Source organism: Lysinibacillus sp. NPDC097279, from assembly GCF_044761745.1.
Classification (GTDB): Bacteria; Bacillota; Bacilli; order Bacillales_A; family Planococcaceae; genus Lysinibacillus.
Genome location: NZ_JBIWDA010000006.1, coordinates 116,689 through 132,557 on the forward strand (window position 1 = coordinate 116,689; position 15,869 = coordinate 132,557).

At 36.0% G+C, this 15,869-nt stretch carries 15 protein-coding genes; 13 read left to right on the forward strand and 2 right to left on the reverse strand.

What is annotated here, in order from left to right; translation table 11 throughout:
- Window positions 1-2: 2 nt before the first annotated feature.
- A complete protein-coding gene (locus tag ACIQ1H_RS19685; RefSeq protein WP_402891170.1) occupies window positions 3-2,753 on the reverse strand; it encodes an ATP-binding protein in 2,751 nt (916 codons plus the stop codon).
- Between the two features lie 285 nt (window positions 2,754-3,038).
- Between ACIQ1H_RS19685 and ACIQ1H_RS19690 the strand changes: the two genes are divergently transcribed.
- The 8 genes from ACIQ1H_RS19690 (at window position 3,039) to ACIQ1H_RS19725 (ending at window position 9,026) form a co-directional block, all read left to right on the forward strand.
- The gene (locus ACIQ1H_RS19690; protein WP_402891172.1) at window positions 3,039-4,229 is read left to right on the forward strand and encodes a M14 family metallopeptidase; all 1,191 of its coding nucleotides are present in this window, start codon (window positions 3,039-3,041) and stop codon (window positions 4,227-4,229) included.
- Window positions 4,230-4,406: 177 nt separating this feature from the next.
- Window positions 4,407-4,736 carry a PadR family transcriptional regulator gene (locus ACIQ1H_RS19695; RefSeq protein ID WP_340821646.1) on the forward strand — a complete coding sequence of 110 codons (330 nt, stop codon included), beginning with the start codon at window positions 4,407-4,409 and terminating at the stop codon, window positions 4,734-4,736.
- Window positions 4,733-5,140 carry a permease prefix domain 1-containing protein gene (locus tag ACIQ1H_RS19700; protein WP_173479205.1) on the forward strand — a complete coding sequence of 136 codons (408 nt, stop codon included), beginning with the start codon at window positions 4,733-4,735 and terminating at the stop codon, window positions 5,138-5,140. Before ACIQ1H_RS19695 ends, ACIQ1H_RS19700 begins: the two co-directional genes overlap by 4 nt.
- 1 nt (window position 5,141) lies before the next feature.
- Window positions 5,142-5,789 (forward strand): hypothetical protein, encoded by a 648-nt coding sequence (locus tag ACIQ1H_RS19705; RefSeq protein ID WP_402891175.1) that lies wholly within the window; start codon window positions 5,142-5,144, stop codon window positions 5,787-5,789.
- 70 nt (window positions 5,790-5,859) lie between these two features.
- On the forward strand, window positions 5,860-7,344 hold the full coding sequence (locus tag ACIQ1H_RS19710) for a serine hydrolase domain-containing protein (protein ID WP_402891177.1): 1,485 nt from the start codon (window positions 5,860-5,862) through the stop codon (window positions 7,342-7,344).
- 74 nt (window positions 7,345-7,418) lie between these two features.
- Complete coding sequence (locus ACIQ1H_RS19715; protein WP_228134207.1) at window positions 7,419-7,832, forward strand: MarR family winged helix-turn-helix transcriptional regulator; 414 nt, start codon at window positions 7,419-7,421, stop codon at window positions 7,830-7,832.
- Between the two features lie 256 nt (window positions 7,833-8,088).
- Window positions 8,089-8,757: a hypothetical protein gene (locus ACIQ1H_RS19720; RefSeq protein WP_402891180.1), complete on the forward strand. Its 669-nt coding sequence runs from the start codon at window positions 8,089-8,091 to the stop codon at window positions 8,755-8,757.
- Window positions 8,754-9,026, forward strand: coding sequence for a hypothetical protein (locus ACIQ1H_RS19725; RefSeq protein ID WP_402891183.1), 273 nt, complete (start codon window positions 8,754-8,756; stop codon window positions 9,024-9,026). The genes ACIQ1H_RS19720 and ACIQ1H_RS19725 overlap by 4 nt, the downstream gene beginning before the upstream one ends.
- An 82-nt stretch (window positions 9,027-9,108) precedes the next feature.
- Here ACIQ1H_RS19725 and ACIQ1H_RS19730 read toward each other — a convergent pair whose 3' ends face one another.
- On the reverse strand, window positions 9,109-10,314 hold the full coding sequence (locus ACIQ1H_RS19730; RefSeq protein ID WP_402891284.1) for an MFS transporter: 1,206 nt from the start codon (window positions 10,312-10,314) through the stop codon (window positions 9,109-9,111).
- A 205-nt stretch (window positions 10,315-10,519) separates the two neighbouring features.
- Between ACIQ1H_RS19730 and ACIQ1H_RS19735 the strand changes: the two genes are divergently transcribed.
- From ACIQ1H_RS19735 to ACIQ1H_RS19755, 5 genes are all read left to right on the forward strand, one after another.
- Window positions 10,520-11,236 carry a cytochrome c biogenesis protein CcdA gene (locus ACIQ1H_RS19735; protein ID WP_402891186.1) on the forward strand — a complete coding sequence of 239 codons (717 nt, stop codon included), beginning with the start codon at window positions 10,520-10,522 and terminating at the stop codon, window positions 11,234-11,236.
- Window positions 11,237-11,251: 15 nt separating this feature from the next.
- A complete protein-coding gene (locus tag ACIQ1H_RS19740) occupies window positions 11,252-11,779 on the forward strand; it encodes a redoxin family protein (protein ID WP_402891189.1) in 528 nt (175 codons plus the stop codon).
- A gap of 18 nt (window positions 11,780-11,797) precedes the next feature.
- Window positions 11,798-12,910 (forward strand): peptide-methionine (R)-S-oxide reductase MsrB, encoded by a 1,113-nt coding sequence (gene msrB, locus ACIQ1H_RS19745; protein ID WP_337980188.1) that lies wholly within the window; start codon window positions 11,798-11,800, stop codon window positions 12,908-12,910.
- A 419-nt stretch (window positions 12,911-13,329) separates the two neighbouring features.
- Window positions 13,330-14,100, forward strand: a complete 771-nt coding sequence (locus ACIQ1H_RS19750; protein ID WP_402891193.1) for a response regulator transcription factor — start codon at window positions 13,330-13,332, stop codon at window positions 14,098-14,100.
- Window positions 14,101-14,102: 2 nt separating this feature from the next.
- On the forward strand, window positions 14,103-15,833 hold the full coding sequence (locus ACIQ1H_RS19755) for a cache domain-containing sensor histidine kinase (protein ID WP_402891195.1): 1,731 nt from the start codon (window positions 14,103-14,105) through the stop codon (window positions 15,831-15,833).
- The last annotated feature ends 36 nt before the right edge of the window (window positions 15,834-15,869 follow it).

The following is a 15,869-nucleotide window of genomic DNA, read 5'->3' on the forward strand; positions in this document are numbered from 1 at the left end:
TTCTAACTCCCTTTAGAAACTAGCCATACGCGTAATACCGATTCTAATTGATCTAAATTTAATGGCTTACTAATATAATCAGAAGCTCCCGCCTCTAAAGATTTATCACGATCCGTTTTCATTGCTTTCGCCGTCAAAGCGACAATAGGTAAATCTGTAAGCTTCATTTTTGTTCGAATGATAGACATCGTTTCATATCCATCCATATTCGGCATCATGATATCCATGAGAATAAGATCTATTTTATTATTCGTCTCCATAATCTCTAAACATTCTAATCCATCTTTTGCAACGAGAATATTCATACCCCTCTTTTCAAGAGCTGCTTTCAAAGCATAAATATTTCGATAATCATCATCTACAATTAATATATTTTTCCCTTGGAACACATCAACTTCCTGTGGAGTGACAAGAACGTTTTCACCCGCTTGCTCCTGTAGCTCTTCTACTACTTCAGGAGCTTCTAGAGTAGCCACTACTTCGACAATAGCAGAATCGATCGTCGGCGTATTGTTTAAGCCATTAGGTAAACTTGGAATTGTAAGCGAGAAGCAACTGCCCTTTCCTTCTTCACTTTGTAATGAAACCCAACCACCTAGTAATTTTGCAAACTCTCTACAAATGGATAAACCTAGCCCTGTTCCACCATATTTTCTTACAGTAGCACCATCTGCTTGCTGGAATGATTCAAAGATTAACTGATGTTTGTCCTTTGGAATACCTATTCCTGTGTCAGTTACTGTAATTTCAAGCCATTCCGAGCTTACATCTTGCATATTCGTTGATAACTGTTCAAGGTCAAGTTGCTTGATATCTACACGCACATAGCCTTGTTCTGTAAATTTTAATGCATTTGATAATAAATTTTTTACAACTTGCTGGAATCTCTTTTCATCTGTATAGAAAATGTCAGAAACATTTTCTGCCTTCGATATTTGCAAATCTAGATTTTTTTTCTTTGCTACTGGAGCAAAGATTTGCTCTATTTGTGTCGGCATTTCACTCATGTTCACTTCGTCGAAAATAATTTCAATTTTCCCAGCCTCGACTTTTGATATATCTAAAATATCATTAATTAATACGAGTAAATCCTCACCAGATGAATGAATAACTCTCGCAAATTCCATTTCTTCTTCTGTTAAATTATTATTACCATTCTCAGATAACATTTCAGATAATATTAAAATGCTATTTAATGGTGTTCGTAATTCGTGAGACATATTAGCTAAAAATTGAGATTTGTAATTAGAATGCAATACAAGTTGCTCAGAACTATCTTCTAATTCTTTTTTAGCTTTTTCTAACTCTTGTGTTTTAATTTCAGCATCTTTTGTTCTTTCTTCTAGCTGTTCATTAATCATTGTTAGTTCTTCTGTTTGCATTTGTAATTCTTCCGATTGCGTTTGTAGCTCTTCAGATTGAACTTGTAATTCCTCTGTCATAGCTCTCGATTCATTTAGTAAACGTACAATTTCCATACGGCCTAAAATGCTATTAACCGTTAGACCAAATGTTTCAATTACTTGATTTACTAATTCTTTCTGTAGCGCTGTGTAGCTAGTCATTGTCGCTAATTCTACGACAGCTATCACTTCATCCTCGAATATAATCGGGAAGACAAAAATGCTCTTCGGTGGCGCTTCTCCTAAGCCTGTGCCTATTAAACGATAATCCTGAGAAATATCACTGTTTATGAAAACTCGTTTTTCCTGTGCACATTGGCCAATTAAACCTTGTCCAATTTTAAATTTCTCTATCCCAACATTATCTCCAGCATCTGCAAAGGCTGCTTTCTTTACAAAATAGACATCGCCATTATGCATTTCCCTAACATAAAATGCTCCAAACGAAGACCCTGTCTTGTGCGACATTTCGGAAAGGAAAGTTTCCGCCAATTTCGTAATAGCTGAAATGCCTTGATACTTAGTAACAATTTCAGCAAGATTGGCTTGCAACCATTCTCTTCGTTCAAATGTATCCAGCAACTCATTTGTAGCGTCTGCAAGATCACTGATTTCATCGTTAGTTTTCACATAAATTCTAGTTTTATAGTCTCCCTTAGAAGCCGCCATCACTTTAATTGTTTGTGTGACTTCCTTCATTGTTTTAACAATTGACCGTGAAATCCCACTAGCAATGACGATTGAAATAAGAGATACAAGTACTAGTATGCCGAACAAGCCAGATGTTAAATTACTATTTTTCTTATCCAGCTGCTTGGCCTTACTTTGTGTTAACGTATTCTCGTCTAAACGGAAAGAATCAAACTGATTGCGCATCGTTTCCATATCTTTACGACCAACGTCTACTTTGAAAAATTCATTTAATGCTTCCGTATCATTTTCTTTTTTCAATCTTATTGTCGGTTCCCCAGAAGTTGCAATCCAATGCTCAATCGTTACTTTAATAGCATCTAACTTCTCCTGTTGGTTCCCCCTATCTTCTAATAGCTGATATAGTTCATTAAAATCAAGCTTCCAATTTTCCTCGGCATTATTGTAAGGTTCTAAGTAGCTCGAATCACCGGTAATCATATAGCCTCGTTGGCTCGATTCCATATCTAAAATATATTTTTCAATACGATTAGTAAGTGTTTGTACTTGTGAATCATATTTAATAATGTGATTTCTTTCCTGTTGTAGGGAAGTAATTTGATTATTTAATATAATCACAGATGCAAGTAAACAAAGAATAATAACTACATAACCGAGGATAATCTTGGTACGTATACCCATTTTTATCTTTTTATACATTTAATCCCCCTACTTTTTTACTGTCATATTGTTATATTAACAGTATAATGGTGGAATTGAAATTAACAGATTAAATTTACTTAGTCCAACTCTAGTTGTTTTCCCTAGAACAACCATACATAAAACCCCACAGAGAGGAAGTTTCAGCTAATCTAATTAATCGAAATTTCCCTACACGCGCACTGCGTTTATTTTCAGAATTGTTTCCGTGCCTGTCACTTATTTATTTTTATATATTTCATATACTCTTATAGCGCACGATTTTAATATAAGGGGAGAATAACTGTGGACATATTTGTAAGGCCTGGTGATTCACTGTGGTATTTCAGCGAGTTATACAAGATACCACTTCAACTAATTATAGACTCCAACCAAAACATCAACCCACAACGACTTCAAGTTGGACAACGCGTTCGAATTCCTGGTTTTGTTACAACTAGCTATACAATTAAACAAGGAGACTCTTTGTGGCAAATTGCCCAAAGTCAAAATCTGCAGCTCGATGCCATTTTGCTTGCAAATCCTGATGTTCATCCAAATCGACTGCAAATTGGCCAAACAATCCAAGTCCCTCAAAGGCTTACTTGGCGGCTCGTTAACGGTAAACAAAACTACGACTACAACATTATGATAAATGATATTGAAAAGCTACTAGCTGCCTACCCATTTCTTCAAAATGCCTCCATTGGCAACTCCGTTTTAGAGCGTCCAATACCCGAGATTCTTATTGGTAAAGGCTCAAAGCGCATACATTACAACGGTTCATTTCATGCCAATGAATGGATTACTACACCGATTATTATGACATTCCTAAACGATTATCTACTCTCACTAACAAATCAAACGACCATTCGAGGGCTCTCCACATGGCCCCTTTACGAGCAAACAACACTTTCTATCGTACCGATGGTTAATCCCGATGGAGTTAATTTAGTTCTCAATGGTCCACCAGATAATGAAGCCATTAAAAATAAACTTATTACTTGGAACAATGACAGTACAGATTTTTCTGGATGGAAGGCGAATATTAATGGTGTCGATTTAAACGACCAATTCCCTGCAAAATGGGAGCTAGAAAGTGCCCGTAATCCTCAATCACCTGGACCACGAGACTATGGAGGAGAAGCACCGTTAACCCAGCCTGAAGCTATCGCCATGGCCGATTTAACGAGGAAAAGCAATTTTGCTTGGGTTTTAGCTTTCCATACACAAGGTAAAGTCATCTATTGGGGATTTGAAAATCTCGAACCACCTGAATCACAAACGATGGTGGAGGAATTTAGTCGTGTAAGTGGCTATGAGCCTGTTAAATCAGCTAATAGCTACGCTGGCTATAAAGATTGGTTCATACAGGATTGGCGCAGGCCTGGGTTTACCGTGGAGCTAGGTAGCGGCACGAACCCGCTCCCAATCAGTCAGTTTGATGAGATTTACGAGGAAGCTTTAGGGATTTTCCTAGCAGGCCTGTATTTGTGACAATCAATACTTCTAAACATCATAAGCCGAAAATGCGGGATACTTGTCCTGCATTTTCGGCTTTTGTATTTTGTAAAAATTTTTCTAAAAAGCAAACAAATATTACTTTGACAGACAGAGTAATATTTGCTAATATTACTCTATCAGATAGAGCAATAAAAGTTAAGTAGGTGACTTATGGTTCGAAGTGACATTATCCGCGGACATTTGGATTCCATTATTTTACGGCTAATTTTAGAGAAGGATCGTTATGGCTATGAAATTTCCCAAGAAATAAGCGTCCGTACAAATAATCGTTTTCAAATTAAAGAAGCAACTTTATACGCAGTATTTCAACGTTTAGAAAAAAAAGAAGTAATTGAAGCCTATTACGGCGATGTTTCACATGGGGGCAAACGGAAGTATTACCGCATCACCTCGTTAGGCAAAGCTTATTTAAGCGAGCTTGTTAAAGAGTGGACAGAAGTGAAGGAAATTATCGACTTATTTATGGAGGGCTTAGAATGAAAAAAATCAAACATCATATTGATGAGCTATTTAAAGACATGCCACGCAATAATGAAACCGAAATGGTAAAACAAGAAATCATCGAAAATCTAGAGGAAAAAGTATTTTATTTAATGGAGCAAGGAAAAGATGAAGAGGATGCCATTAATAAAGCAATCGTTGAATTTGGAGATATTGACGATTTAAAAAAGGAATTGGGCGTCAAAGCACCAGCAAAGAAAAGTATGGCGAAGTTAAACTTAGAATTTTCCTTATGGGGAAGTGGCTTAATATCAGCGTTCTTTATTTTTATCAATCTTTATTACACACCAAATACAATTTGGGCAATCTATCCGATTTTCGCAATATTATGGTGGCCGCTTTCAATGTATTTCGTATGGTCCCGTAAGAAATGGAGTGAGTAAAATGAAGCATTACATTAGCTTTTCTATTGTCGGTAGCTTGATGACTATGCTGTTTTTAGGAATTGTCAATTATTCAACAACACCTAACACAATATGGTTTATTTACCCTTGCTTATTGTTATTCCTATGGCCTATCACTCTATATTTCATGTCAAAAAAACTATATAAACAGTATGCTGTCATTTGCAGTGCCATGGTTATTGCCTTCCTTATTATTGAAAATCTTTTATACACACCGCAGCATTTATGGTTCATATATGCCATTTACCCAATCATATGGTGGCCTATTCTTATGTTTTTAGAGGAAAAAGCTAAATCTATGAACATTGCACTCATTGGCTGTGCAAGCACAATCATTTATTATTCAATAATTAATTTCATTATGTCCCCTCAATATCCTTGGGCAATCTACCCTGCCTTTTTAATTATATGGTGGCCTTTATCTCTATATCACGCTAAGAAAAAGTCATTTGTTGCATTCTCAGTTTACGCTAGCATACACATCAGTATCTTTTTTATTATCGTCAACATCATTTCCTCACCGGGCGTCATTTGGGCTATCTATCCAATCTTCCTAGTTCTGTGGTGGCCACTAAGTATGTATTTTTATGTTTATAAAAGAAGGCTTTATAAAAGCTCTACAATGTAAGACAATATGCAATCACTCTTGTAGTAGCCTGTCCCTATTTAACAAAATACGATTAAAGGGAATGTACGTTATGTATAAACAATTAGCCATTCTAAAAATTTTCGCCATGACCTTGCTTATGCTATTCACAACCTGTAACGACGTTGTTTTTGCAAACAGTGAGGATGTTACAGATAAAGCTCTTGATATTTCTGCTATAGATGCATTTATGGCAAAAGAAATCGACAGATTGAACATTCCAGGTGCTTCGCTTGCTATCGTTAAGAAAGACCAAGTTGCATATTTGCAAGGATATGGCGTCTCTAGCCCAGATGGCACACAAATGACACCGCAAACACCTATTGTTATAGGATCAGTAAGTAAGTCATTTACAGCACTTGCCATTATGCAGCTTATAGAGCAAGGGAAAATTCATTTAGACGATTTAGTATACGTCGTGCTACCAGGATTTCAACTTGCAAATAAAGAGCAATCTAACAAAATAACGATTCAACATTTACTAAACCAAACGAGCGGTCTTTCTACATATGATGGTCAAGTAGCGATATCGCACGGAGATAAAACATTAAAAGAACATGTACAAAGCTTAAAAAATATCAATGTATCATCACCTGTAGGCGAACACTACGAATATTCTAATTTAAATTACAGCATTTTAGGTGCAGTCATAGAGCAAGTAACAAATACACCCTATAAAGAGTATATGAAAGAATTTATTTTCAAGCCGCTCGAAATGAACAATAGCTATGCTGATTCAAAAGATGATATTAACAATACTATCGCACACGGCTATCAAACCGTATTCGGCATTAAGGTACCAACAGAGCAATTAATCCATGACGGCACCGTTCCTTCTGGTTACATTATTTCTAGCGCAGAAGATATGGCTAATTACATGGTGGCACAATTAAATGAAGGTCACTTTAATGGAAAAAATATTTTGTCAGCAAATGCCATGAATGTTCTGCATCACCCTTCCTCACGCGTTGCGCATGATACTTATTATGCTATGGGCTGGGAAGTAACGAATGATGCCATCTCCCACAATGGATGGACAGAAAACACTTATTCAAAAGTGTTGTTAGATGGGGATTACGGTATTAATCTTCAAATCAATGCTATGGATTATTTTAATTTAAATGAATATGACGCTATAGTTAGTGACCTTAATAAACTTGTCCATCATGAACAACCTTCTAACACCAAAAGTAACCCATTTATGAAATATATAATTTTTGATTTAATTTTTGTACTCATCATTGTATTAATTACACGATCTATCTATATAATTTTTAAACATAACAATCATAAAACATCAATTTTCCGAACAGTTGTTAATTGGTTCTCTCTCATTGTATTTAACTTTCTAATTCCTTTATTTATCTTAATTGCATTCCCCCAATTATTTGGTCCACTATCTACGGTAACATTATTTGCGCCTGGAATAGGACATTTATTATTTATAATACCTATACTTCTTTTAATGGTGGGTGTCATCCTATTTCGAAAACTACTGTTAAAGAAACCTAACGCAGATGTAAATGCGTTGCCTTGATGTTATTCACTTAACATACTTCATATACTTACTATATAATTTAATTAGTAAATATTTTAATAGGCTGTGATCAATTGTTAAAAAATAATCCAATGCAAAATGTAGAAGTGATAATGCGAGAAATGCTTGAAATACAACAAAAGTCGATGATGTTTGTTAATCTTCTATCAGAAGGTGAATCATTATCGCAAAATCAGCTAATCCTACTCCTTCAGCTAAAAATTAACGGTGGTATGAAAGCAACGGAAATTGCAGATTTCTTTAGCGTAACTCCTGGTGCTGTTACGTCTATGTGCGATAAACTAGAAAAATTAAATTTATTACAACGAGTTCGAGAAAATGAGGATAGACGTGTCGTAAACATGGTATTAACAACTGATGGAGAAACAAAAGTCCATGATATATTTTTGAAATTCCCACAAGAAAAATTAGCCGATATAGCAAAAGTGTTAATTGAAGTGAATCAATTAATGCAAAAGATTTTTTAAGATTTCAAGCAAATTAACTACAGACTGTAAACAAATTCGAAAAGCTTCGAATCTTGTCTACAGTTTTTTTCATTTCTAAAACCCCCATTCTTGAACCTATGTCCACACTCACATAGAAGTTAAAAAAAGAAAATCCTTTTTCCTTCATTCACCATAAACATTTTTTGTTCTTGACAAATTAAAGCGACATATACTTTAATTAATATATGTTTTAATAATTAAAATATATATTAATTAAACAAAAGAGGTGGTTACTATGTCAAAGGAACCTATACAAAAGCAACATAGTATGACGATTACGAGCGGCACTATTAATGATTTAACACCTACTTGTCAACATTTAAAGATTCGCGGAGCTGTTTCTTTTCATCAAGAAATTCGATTAAAAACAATCTCTACCCATGGGCATAGCTCATTCCATTCGAGTGTAATTGCGCATGTTTTAAAAAATACAGGCTCCTGTGTGATGAAGGATTATTGTGAAATTGCTGAGGTCACAAATGCGGGGAATTTAAAAATACGTAATGGGCAATTTTCGACTATTAATAGCTCAGGAAAACTAACAATTGAGCAACAGCTACAAGTGCAACAGTTTCAAGCAATTGGCTTTATTAAAGCACAAGAAATACATGCAGCACATTTTCATTTAAAATTATCAGGAGCAAGCGAGATTGACCGCTTAATTGCAGATGAACTAACGATAGAGAAGGATTCCTTTTCAATTTCAATCCTTAGAAAAAAACTTCATTGTCACTCGATAATAGGAAAACATTTGCATCTTACCTATACAAATGCGGAGGTCGTGGAAGGAGATGTTGTTGTAGTGGGCAATCATTGTACAATACAAACGCTTTATTACACAAAAAGTTATTCTATTTCCCCTAATGCGAAAGTGCAGCAGATTATTCGGAGGGAGCTACAATGATAATAATACGTGGATTTTTTTGCTCGTTAGCACTTTTGGTTCTCGCTGTGCTCTACGCAGGTCTAGTTGTCAGTGCTTTAATAGCAATACTTGCTGGCATTTTACGAACTGTAGGTGTGGATCAAATAAAAATGAGTATTTGGCCTGGCGTTGATGTTCCAGTCATTTTCAGTATCCCTTTAGCACTTGCTGTATCGAGCTTACTGTTTTATTGTTCGCTTTATGTAAAACGTTCCATAACATTTTGTTTCTCAATGCTAAAAATCTAAAGCCATAAATGATAAAGAGGTTCAAATTTAACACACTATTGCTCGAACCTCTTCTATCACTTTTTTCCTTTATAATTAATTCCTAATTTTTATTTCCCCTGATTTGCAGTGCTTGCTTATTTGTTACAATATGGAAAGACATAAAGAGTGCAAATACAAGTCCCACTACACCAAAAATGACTGCAACTAGCTGTAAAGAAAACCAGTCTGCTAATATACCTAAACTAAAGGTCAGTACAATTTGTATAACACTTTGAACAAGGCTCACCGAACTGCCGAATCGCCCCATTAAATTGGGCGGGATATTTTTTTGATAGACCGTATCGTACCCAGTATTGCTGAATGCCATAAAAATGCCTAACGTGATAAAGCAACACGTAGCAAACCAAATATTGCTTGAAGCATAGAAGCCAGTATAGGATAGCATTGTGCAAGTAAGCCCTACCCCTACATAGGTAGCGATCGAAAATTTATGTACTAAAACCATCGCCAATAAGCCACCAACAATAGCACCAACCCCCGCAATACTCACTAATACACCGTAAAGACTATCCGAAGCAGATAAAACTTTCTTTATAAAAGTCATTTCCTGTGAATCTAATGCAAAAGCAACCATTAGCGCAATTTGATAGAACATAAAAAATTTCAGGAAATTCCGTTGCTGCAATATAAAAGCCCAAACTACTTTAAAATCAGCTATAATCACGTTTAGTGTTAGCACTACACGCTTCTCTTTTACTTCCTCTTCTATATTCGGCAAACGTGCAATAACCCACGCACAAACAAAAAAGGTCACACTGTTAATCCATATCGCGATACTTATATTAAAAACGGCAATAAGGACACCTGCGATTGCAGGACCTAACATAAAAGAACCAGAATTTAATGTGCCTAACAATGCATTAAAACGTTGCTTATCCTCATCGCTTACGTATTTTGCAATATAATATGTACTACTTGGACCGAAAAAACTACTTGCAATATTCGCTAAAAATAACAAGCTATAAATAAGCCAAATAGACGTCATAAATGGCATAAGGAAAACGATGATCCCACGTATAATATCCATTGCTATCATAATATTTCTCTTATTCGACCGATCAATGATTGAGCCTGCCACAAAATTGGTCAGTATGCGTGCAATCGGGCCAACAATAAAGATACCTGCAACTGCTGTTGCAGAATATGTTAAATGCCAAACCATTAAATTTAATGCAACGAGATAAATCCAATTTCCAAGATAAGAAAAGCCAAATCCCCCTAATAACATTCCATATTTCCGAATCATCACCACCGCAATCCCTCCTTTTTAATATTTTACCATTTACTTCTAAATATTATGGAATAAAACCATTCGAATTTTTTACTCATCCTTGCAAACTCCTAGAAATTCATTACAAGATCATATCTAAGAGTTACATAAAATCATTCTATGTTGCTTTTCCTTCACTTTTCTTACTATAAAACTATACAAGAAAGGTGGTGCTTCAATCGTGGACGAACAGCTTATATTCAGTACGGTGTTTATTGCAGGGATTCTGTCTTTCCTTTCTCCTTGTATTGTCCCTTTACTACCTGTTTACTTTTCAGTACTTTCAACCAATGCAAGTGGTGTCACTATACAACACAGCTTGCCTCTATTTAAATGGCAAGTGAATCTACATTTAATTTTTAAGACAATCATTTTTGTTTTTGGTCTTTCTACAAGCTTTGTCATCTTAGGATTTGGCGCTGGTTTTCTTGGTGCATTTATTAATACAGACTGGTTTATCGCCATATGCGGTGCAGTTGTCGTGTTACTCGGCCTACATCAAATAGGTCTATTGAAAATAGCTGTGCTTCATAAAGAAACAAAAGTACGACTGAGTAGAAGTGATAAACGTGATTTACTTGGTACCTATTTATTAGGGCTCACGTTTAGTATGGGCTGGACACCTTGTATCGGACCTATTTTAGGGGCGGTATTAGGATTATCAGCAAGTGAGGGGCAAGCAACTTACGGGGCACTTATGATGTTTTTCTATGCACTCGGGCTATTAATCCCCTTTTTACTTCTCGCTATTTTCTCTGACTTCCTATTAAGACATGTAAAAAAATTGAATAAATATACGGAGAAAATCAAAGTCATCGGTGGGCTTATCATTATTTTTATGGGCATTGTCTTAATGACAAATAATTTAAACCTGTTACTTACGTTCATTCCACAATAAGAAAGGAGACTTAACATGTACAATTTTAAACTGCTCGTTATCATGTTAGCAGCAGTGTTTCTTTTGGGTGCATGTGCGGGGGATTCTACATCCTCTACGAAAGCGGCAGCGAAAAACGAAGGGACTATCGCTCCATCCTTTGAATTAGTTGATACAAAAGGTGACACTTACAATCTTGCTGACTATAAAGGCAAAAAAGTATATGTGAAATTTTGGGCTTCTTGGTGCTCTATTTGCTTAGCAGGATTAGAGGAATTAAATACACTAGCTGGTGAAAAGCAGGATTTTGTTGTCTTAAGCATCGTATCACCCAATTTCAATAATGAAAAAAAGCGTGATGCATTTATTAAATGGTTTAATGGTGTTGAAGGTACATCCAATATTAAAGTGCTATTAGATGAAGATGGTGCAATCGCGAAACAATACAATATACGAGCCTATCCAACGTCGTCCTATATTGGCTCAGATGGTAAACTCATTCAAACGCTCCCTGGCCATGTAAGCAATCCACAAATTATTGAGAAATTTAAAAGTATCCAATAATAAAAGGAGGTAAATTTAATGAATATTAAACTATTCGGCGTATTATTTAGTATTTTATTATTTTTATCAGCATGCTCAGTCAACAATTCTTTGTTAACTAGTCGTGCAAGTACAGCTCAAGCAGAATCGAAATATCCACCAAACCCAAACGTTAACTTAAATTTTGATACAAATAATTTAAAGGATATTTGGCTTGCAGGTGGTTGTTTCTGGGGTGTAGAAGCATATATGGCGCGTGTATATGGTGTTTATGATGCAGCGTCAGGTTACGCGAATGGCAATACAGAAAATCCAACATATGAAGATGTTATTTGGCGGAACACAGGACATGCGGAAACCGTTCATGTTCGTTATGATCCCGAACGAGTTAATTTAGAAAAGCTTTTAACACATTTCTTCCAAATTATTGACCCAACCTTATTGAATCAGCAAGGAAATGACCGCGGCATACAATATCGTACAGGTATTTACTATACAGATGAAGCAGATAGACCCATTATTGATCAGGTAGTTGCAAAAGAACAAGAACGCTATGATGACCCGATTGTTACTGAAGTCGAGCCACTTAAAAACTTTACACTTGCAGAAGAATATCACCAAGATTATCTAGAAAAAAATCCAGATGGCTATTGCCATGTAGAGTTTGATTCATTGAAAGATCAAGAAATGCCCTCCCTCATCGACCCAGCGCTATATCCAAAGCCAAGTGACGAGGAAATTAAAAAAATGTTAACAAAAGAGCAATATCGAGTAACACAAGGTAATGGTACGGAAATGGCTTATTCTAATGAATATTGGGACAACTACGACCCAGGTATTTATGTTGATATTGTCACAGGTGAGCCACTATTTTCATCAGCGGATAAATATGACTCTAGATGTGGTTGGCCAAGCTTTACTAAGCCAATCGATCCAGCAGTAGTGCGAGAGTTCGTAGATACTAGCTATAATATGATCCGTATTGAAGTGAGAAGCCGTACTGGCGATAGTCATTTAGGACATGTATTTAATGATGGACCTATTGATCGCGGTGGTTTGCGTTACTGTATCAATAGTGCTGCAATTAAGTTTATTCCACAAGCGGAAATGGAATCAGCTGGTTATGGTTACTTAGTACAGCTAACTAAATAACTAGTGCCAGGCACTGACACAATTCTGAATCTTTATAGCTCAACAAGTAGTCCTATTTATGACGAGCGGCACAAGTAAAAATCCACAACAATGCCTGCGGGAACAAGACACGACGTAAGCCGCAACAATCCGTGCGACAGCGAGGGTTGCGGCTTACCTAGTGCCCGCGGAAAGCGCAGTGGATTTTTACGAAAGTGCCAGGCACTGACACAATTCTGCATCCTAGCGCTGCATGCAGCCCTATTTATTACTAGCCAAGTAAAAATCCACGTAGACTCCTGCGGGAACAGCACACAATGTAAGACGCAACAATCCGCGCGACAGCGAGGGTTGCGGCTTACGCTGTGCCCGCGGAAAGCGCAGTGGATTTTTACGTGATAGGACAACCCACTTTAAGTATTGGTTCTCAAAGAGGTGATATGATGTACAAATTATTAGTGGTCGATGATGAAGCGATTATTATAAAAGGAATTCGCTCATTTGTTAACTTTGAGGAGCTTTCCATTTCGGAAGTATTTGAGGCATCAAATGGAGAGACCGCACTTGAAATTTTTAAAAACCACCATCCTGATCTCGTTTTAGCTGACATTAATATGCCGAAGATGAATGGCCTCGATTTTGCCATTTCAGCAAAAACAATTAAACCGAATGTAAAAATCGCTATTATTACTGGTTATGATTATTTTGATTATGCCGTAACGGCATTAAAGGCGGGCATTGATGATTACGTCTTAAAACCCGTTTCTAAAAAAGACATTCAAGAAACGTTAAAAAATCTAATAGCAAAGATTCAAGCAACACAAAGTCAACATGAGCTATCTCGGCTTGTGGAAGGTATTTTGAATGAAACAAACATAAATAATGACATGGGCTATAAAGCGAAAATACAAAAGGAAATTGACCGCAATATTGCAAATGTCGATTTTTCATTAAGTTATTTAGCAAAAAAAATGGCACTCAGCAATTCTTATTTAAGTAGCTTATTTAAGAGCCTATACGGTAAAAACTTTCAAGATTATATGCTATCAATCCGCTTAGATAGAGCAAAAATTTTTTTGCTTAGTACAGATATGAAAGTGTATGAAATTGCAGCGGCAGTAGGCTTTGACGACCCCAATTATTTCAGCGCCACATTCAAAAGGAAATTTGATATTTCTCCAAATCAATTTAGAGAGAAAATGAGAGAGTAGCGATGAAGAAATCAAATATATTAAAAACTTTACGCATGCAAATTGCCCTTCATTATTTAAAAGCGAGTGCACTTATTTTATTATTAATGGGCATTATTTTGTATTACAGTATTTCTTCTGTCGTGTTAAGTGAAGCAACCTCTAGCACGAAAACGGCCGTTGAAAAGAGCGGTATGTATATTGACCTCTATATCGATCGGCTCAAAGCAGTATCTGGTTTAATCGCTGAAAATCCTCAGCTTGTAACGTATTTTTCAAGTGCAGAGCGAGACCCTACTATTAAACAGAATGTATTGTCCTTGATTCAAACAACGATGGCAACGGATCGATTCATTCAATCGGTAGTTATTGTTAGTAAAGACGGGCAAGTCCTATCCAATGAAAAGGGCCTAATTATGAGTATGTCGAGCAATATGATGAAGGAACAATGGTATGTGGCAGCTGTTAATAATGGCAGTAAGCCTGTACTGACATCTGCACGCATGCAACACTTTTCAATGGATAAAGATAACTGGGTAATCTCAATTAGCCGCGAAATTAAAGATGCTGAAGGTCAAAATATTGGTGTTTTGCTTATCGATATTCAATATAAAGTTATCGAAGACTTTTTAGCTAACTTAGATTTAGGGAAGAATGGTTTTTCTTTTATTATGAATGACAACGGCGAAGTCGTATATCATAAGGATACCGCGTATTTTGAAAATTACTTGAAACAACAACAATTACAGCAAATTATCACCAATCAAGCGGGCTATGATAAAGAAAAAAATACGTTGACGCACACCTATATGCTGAATAATGCCGACTGGACCTTTGTTGGAGTCTCTTCCCAAGACGGGCTATTAATGATTAAAAGGCAATTGCTCGAAATCTTTTTATTAGTAGGCATGATTCTTTTTATTATAGCTGCTTTTAGTGTTGCTTTATTTGCAGGACGAATCACGATACCTTTCCAACGTCTAGAAAAAGCAATGCAAAATATCGAGCATGGCTTAAAAGAAATACCAATCGATGAAAAAGGATGCTTTGAGGCACAAAGTTTAGCAAAACATTTCAATAGTATGATTGTGCAAATTGAAAAATTAATGCAGGAAATCACGGAAAAGGAAAAACACTTAAGAGTAACAGAAATTAGTGCGCTTCACAGTCAAATTAATCCTCATTTTTTATACAATACATTAGATACAATCGTTTGGATGGCAGAGTTTAATGACAGTGAGAAGGTCATAGAAATCACAAAAGCACTTGCTCAATTTTTCCGCTTATCGCTTAGTGGCGGGAATGAAATGACAACCGTAGAAAATGAATTACATCATGTTCGTCAATATTTGTTTATACAAAAAGAGCGTTACGGAGATAAGTTAAATTACAACATTGTCTGTGATCAATCCGTCCGAAATGTACGAATGCCTAAAATTCTTTTACAACCAATTGTTGAAAATGCTTTATATCATGGTATTCGAAGTATCCCTCATAATGGACATATTCATATTAGTGCAATAGCGAGTGGTGAAGATGTGGAGCTAATAGTCCGAGACAACGGACAAGGCTTTAATGTTAAACAACTAAGTACGGATACTACCGAGAAGCGAACGAAGCTTGGTGGGGTTGGCATTCAAAATGTAGATCAACGTATTAAGCTATACTATGGTTCTAACTATGGAATTACAATTAATTCAAGCCCAACAATCGGTACGACTGTCACAATTAAAATTCCACAGGAAATAAATTAAAATGGCTAAACAGTTTTTATTAGGCATCAAGAAGGT

Bases quoted from the DNA above. Each gene is read 5' to 3' on its own strand.
- ACIQ1H_RS19725 (WP_402891183.1), top strand. From the start codon at position 8,754: ATGATAATAATACGTGGATTTTTTTGCTCGTTAGCACTTTTGGTTCTC.
- ACIQ1H_RS19705 (WP_402891175.1), top strand. From the start codon at position 5,142: ATGAAGCATTACATTAGCTTTTCTATTGTCGGTAGCTTGATGACTATG.
- ACIQ1H_RS19720 (WP_402891180.1), top strand. From the start codon at position 8,089: ATGTCAAAGGAACCTATACAAAAGCAACATAGTATGACGATTACGAGC.
- ACIQ1H_RS19710 (WP_402891177.1), top strand. From the start codon at position 5,860: ATGTATAAACAATTAGCCATTCTAAAAATTTTCGCCATGACCTTGCTT.
- ACIQ1H_RS19695 (WP_340821646.1), top strand. From the start codon at position 4,407: ATGGTTCGAAGTGACATTATCCGCGGACATTTGGATTCCATTATTTTA.
- ACIQ1H_RS19685 (WP_402891170.1), bottom strand. From the start codon at position 2,753: ATGTATAAAAAGATAAAAATGGGTATACGTACCAAGATTATCCTCGGT.
- ACIQ1H_RS19730 (WP_402891284.1), bottom strand. From the start codon at position 10,314: ATGATTCGGAAATATGGAATGTTATTAGGGGGATTTGGCTTTTCTTAT.
- ACIQ1H_RS19740 (WP_402891189.1), top strand. From the start codon at position 11,252: ATGTACAATTTTAAACTGCTCGTTATCATGTTAGCAGCAGTGTTTCTT.
- ACIQ1H_RS19700 (WP_173479205.1), top strand. From the start codon at position 4,733: ATGAAAAAAATCAAACATCATATTGATGAGCTATTTAAAGACATGCCA.
- ACIQ1H_RS19750 (WP_402891193.1), top strand. From the start codon at position 13,330: ATGATGTACAAATTATTAGTGGTCGATGATGAAGCGATTATTATAAAA.
- ACIQ1H_RS19755 (WP_402891195.1), top strand. From the start codon at position 14,103: ATGAAGAAATCAAATATATTAAAAACTTTACGCATGCAAATTGCCCTT.
- msrB (WP_337980188.1), top strand. From the start codon at position 11,798: ATGAATATTAAACTATTCGGCGTATTATTTAGTATTTTATTATTTTTA.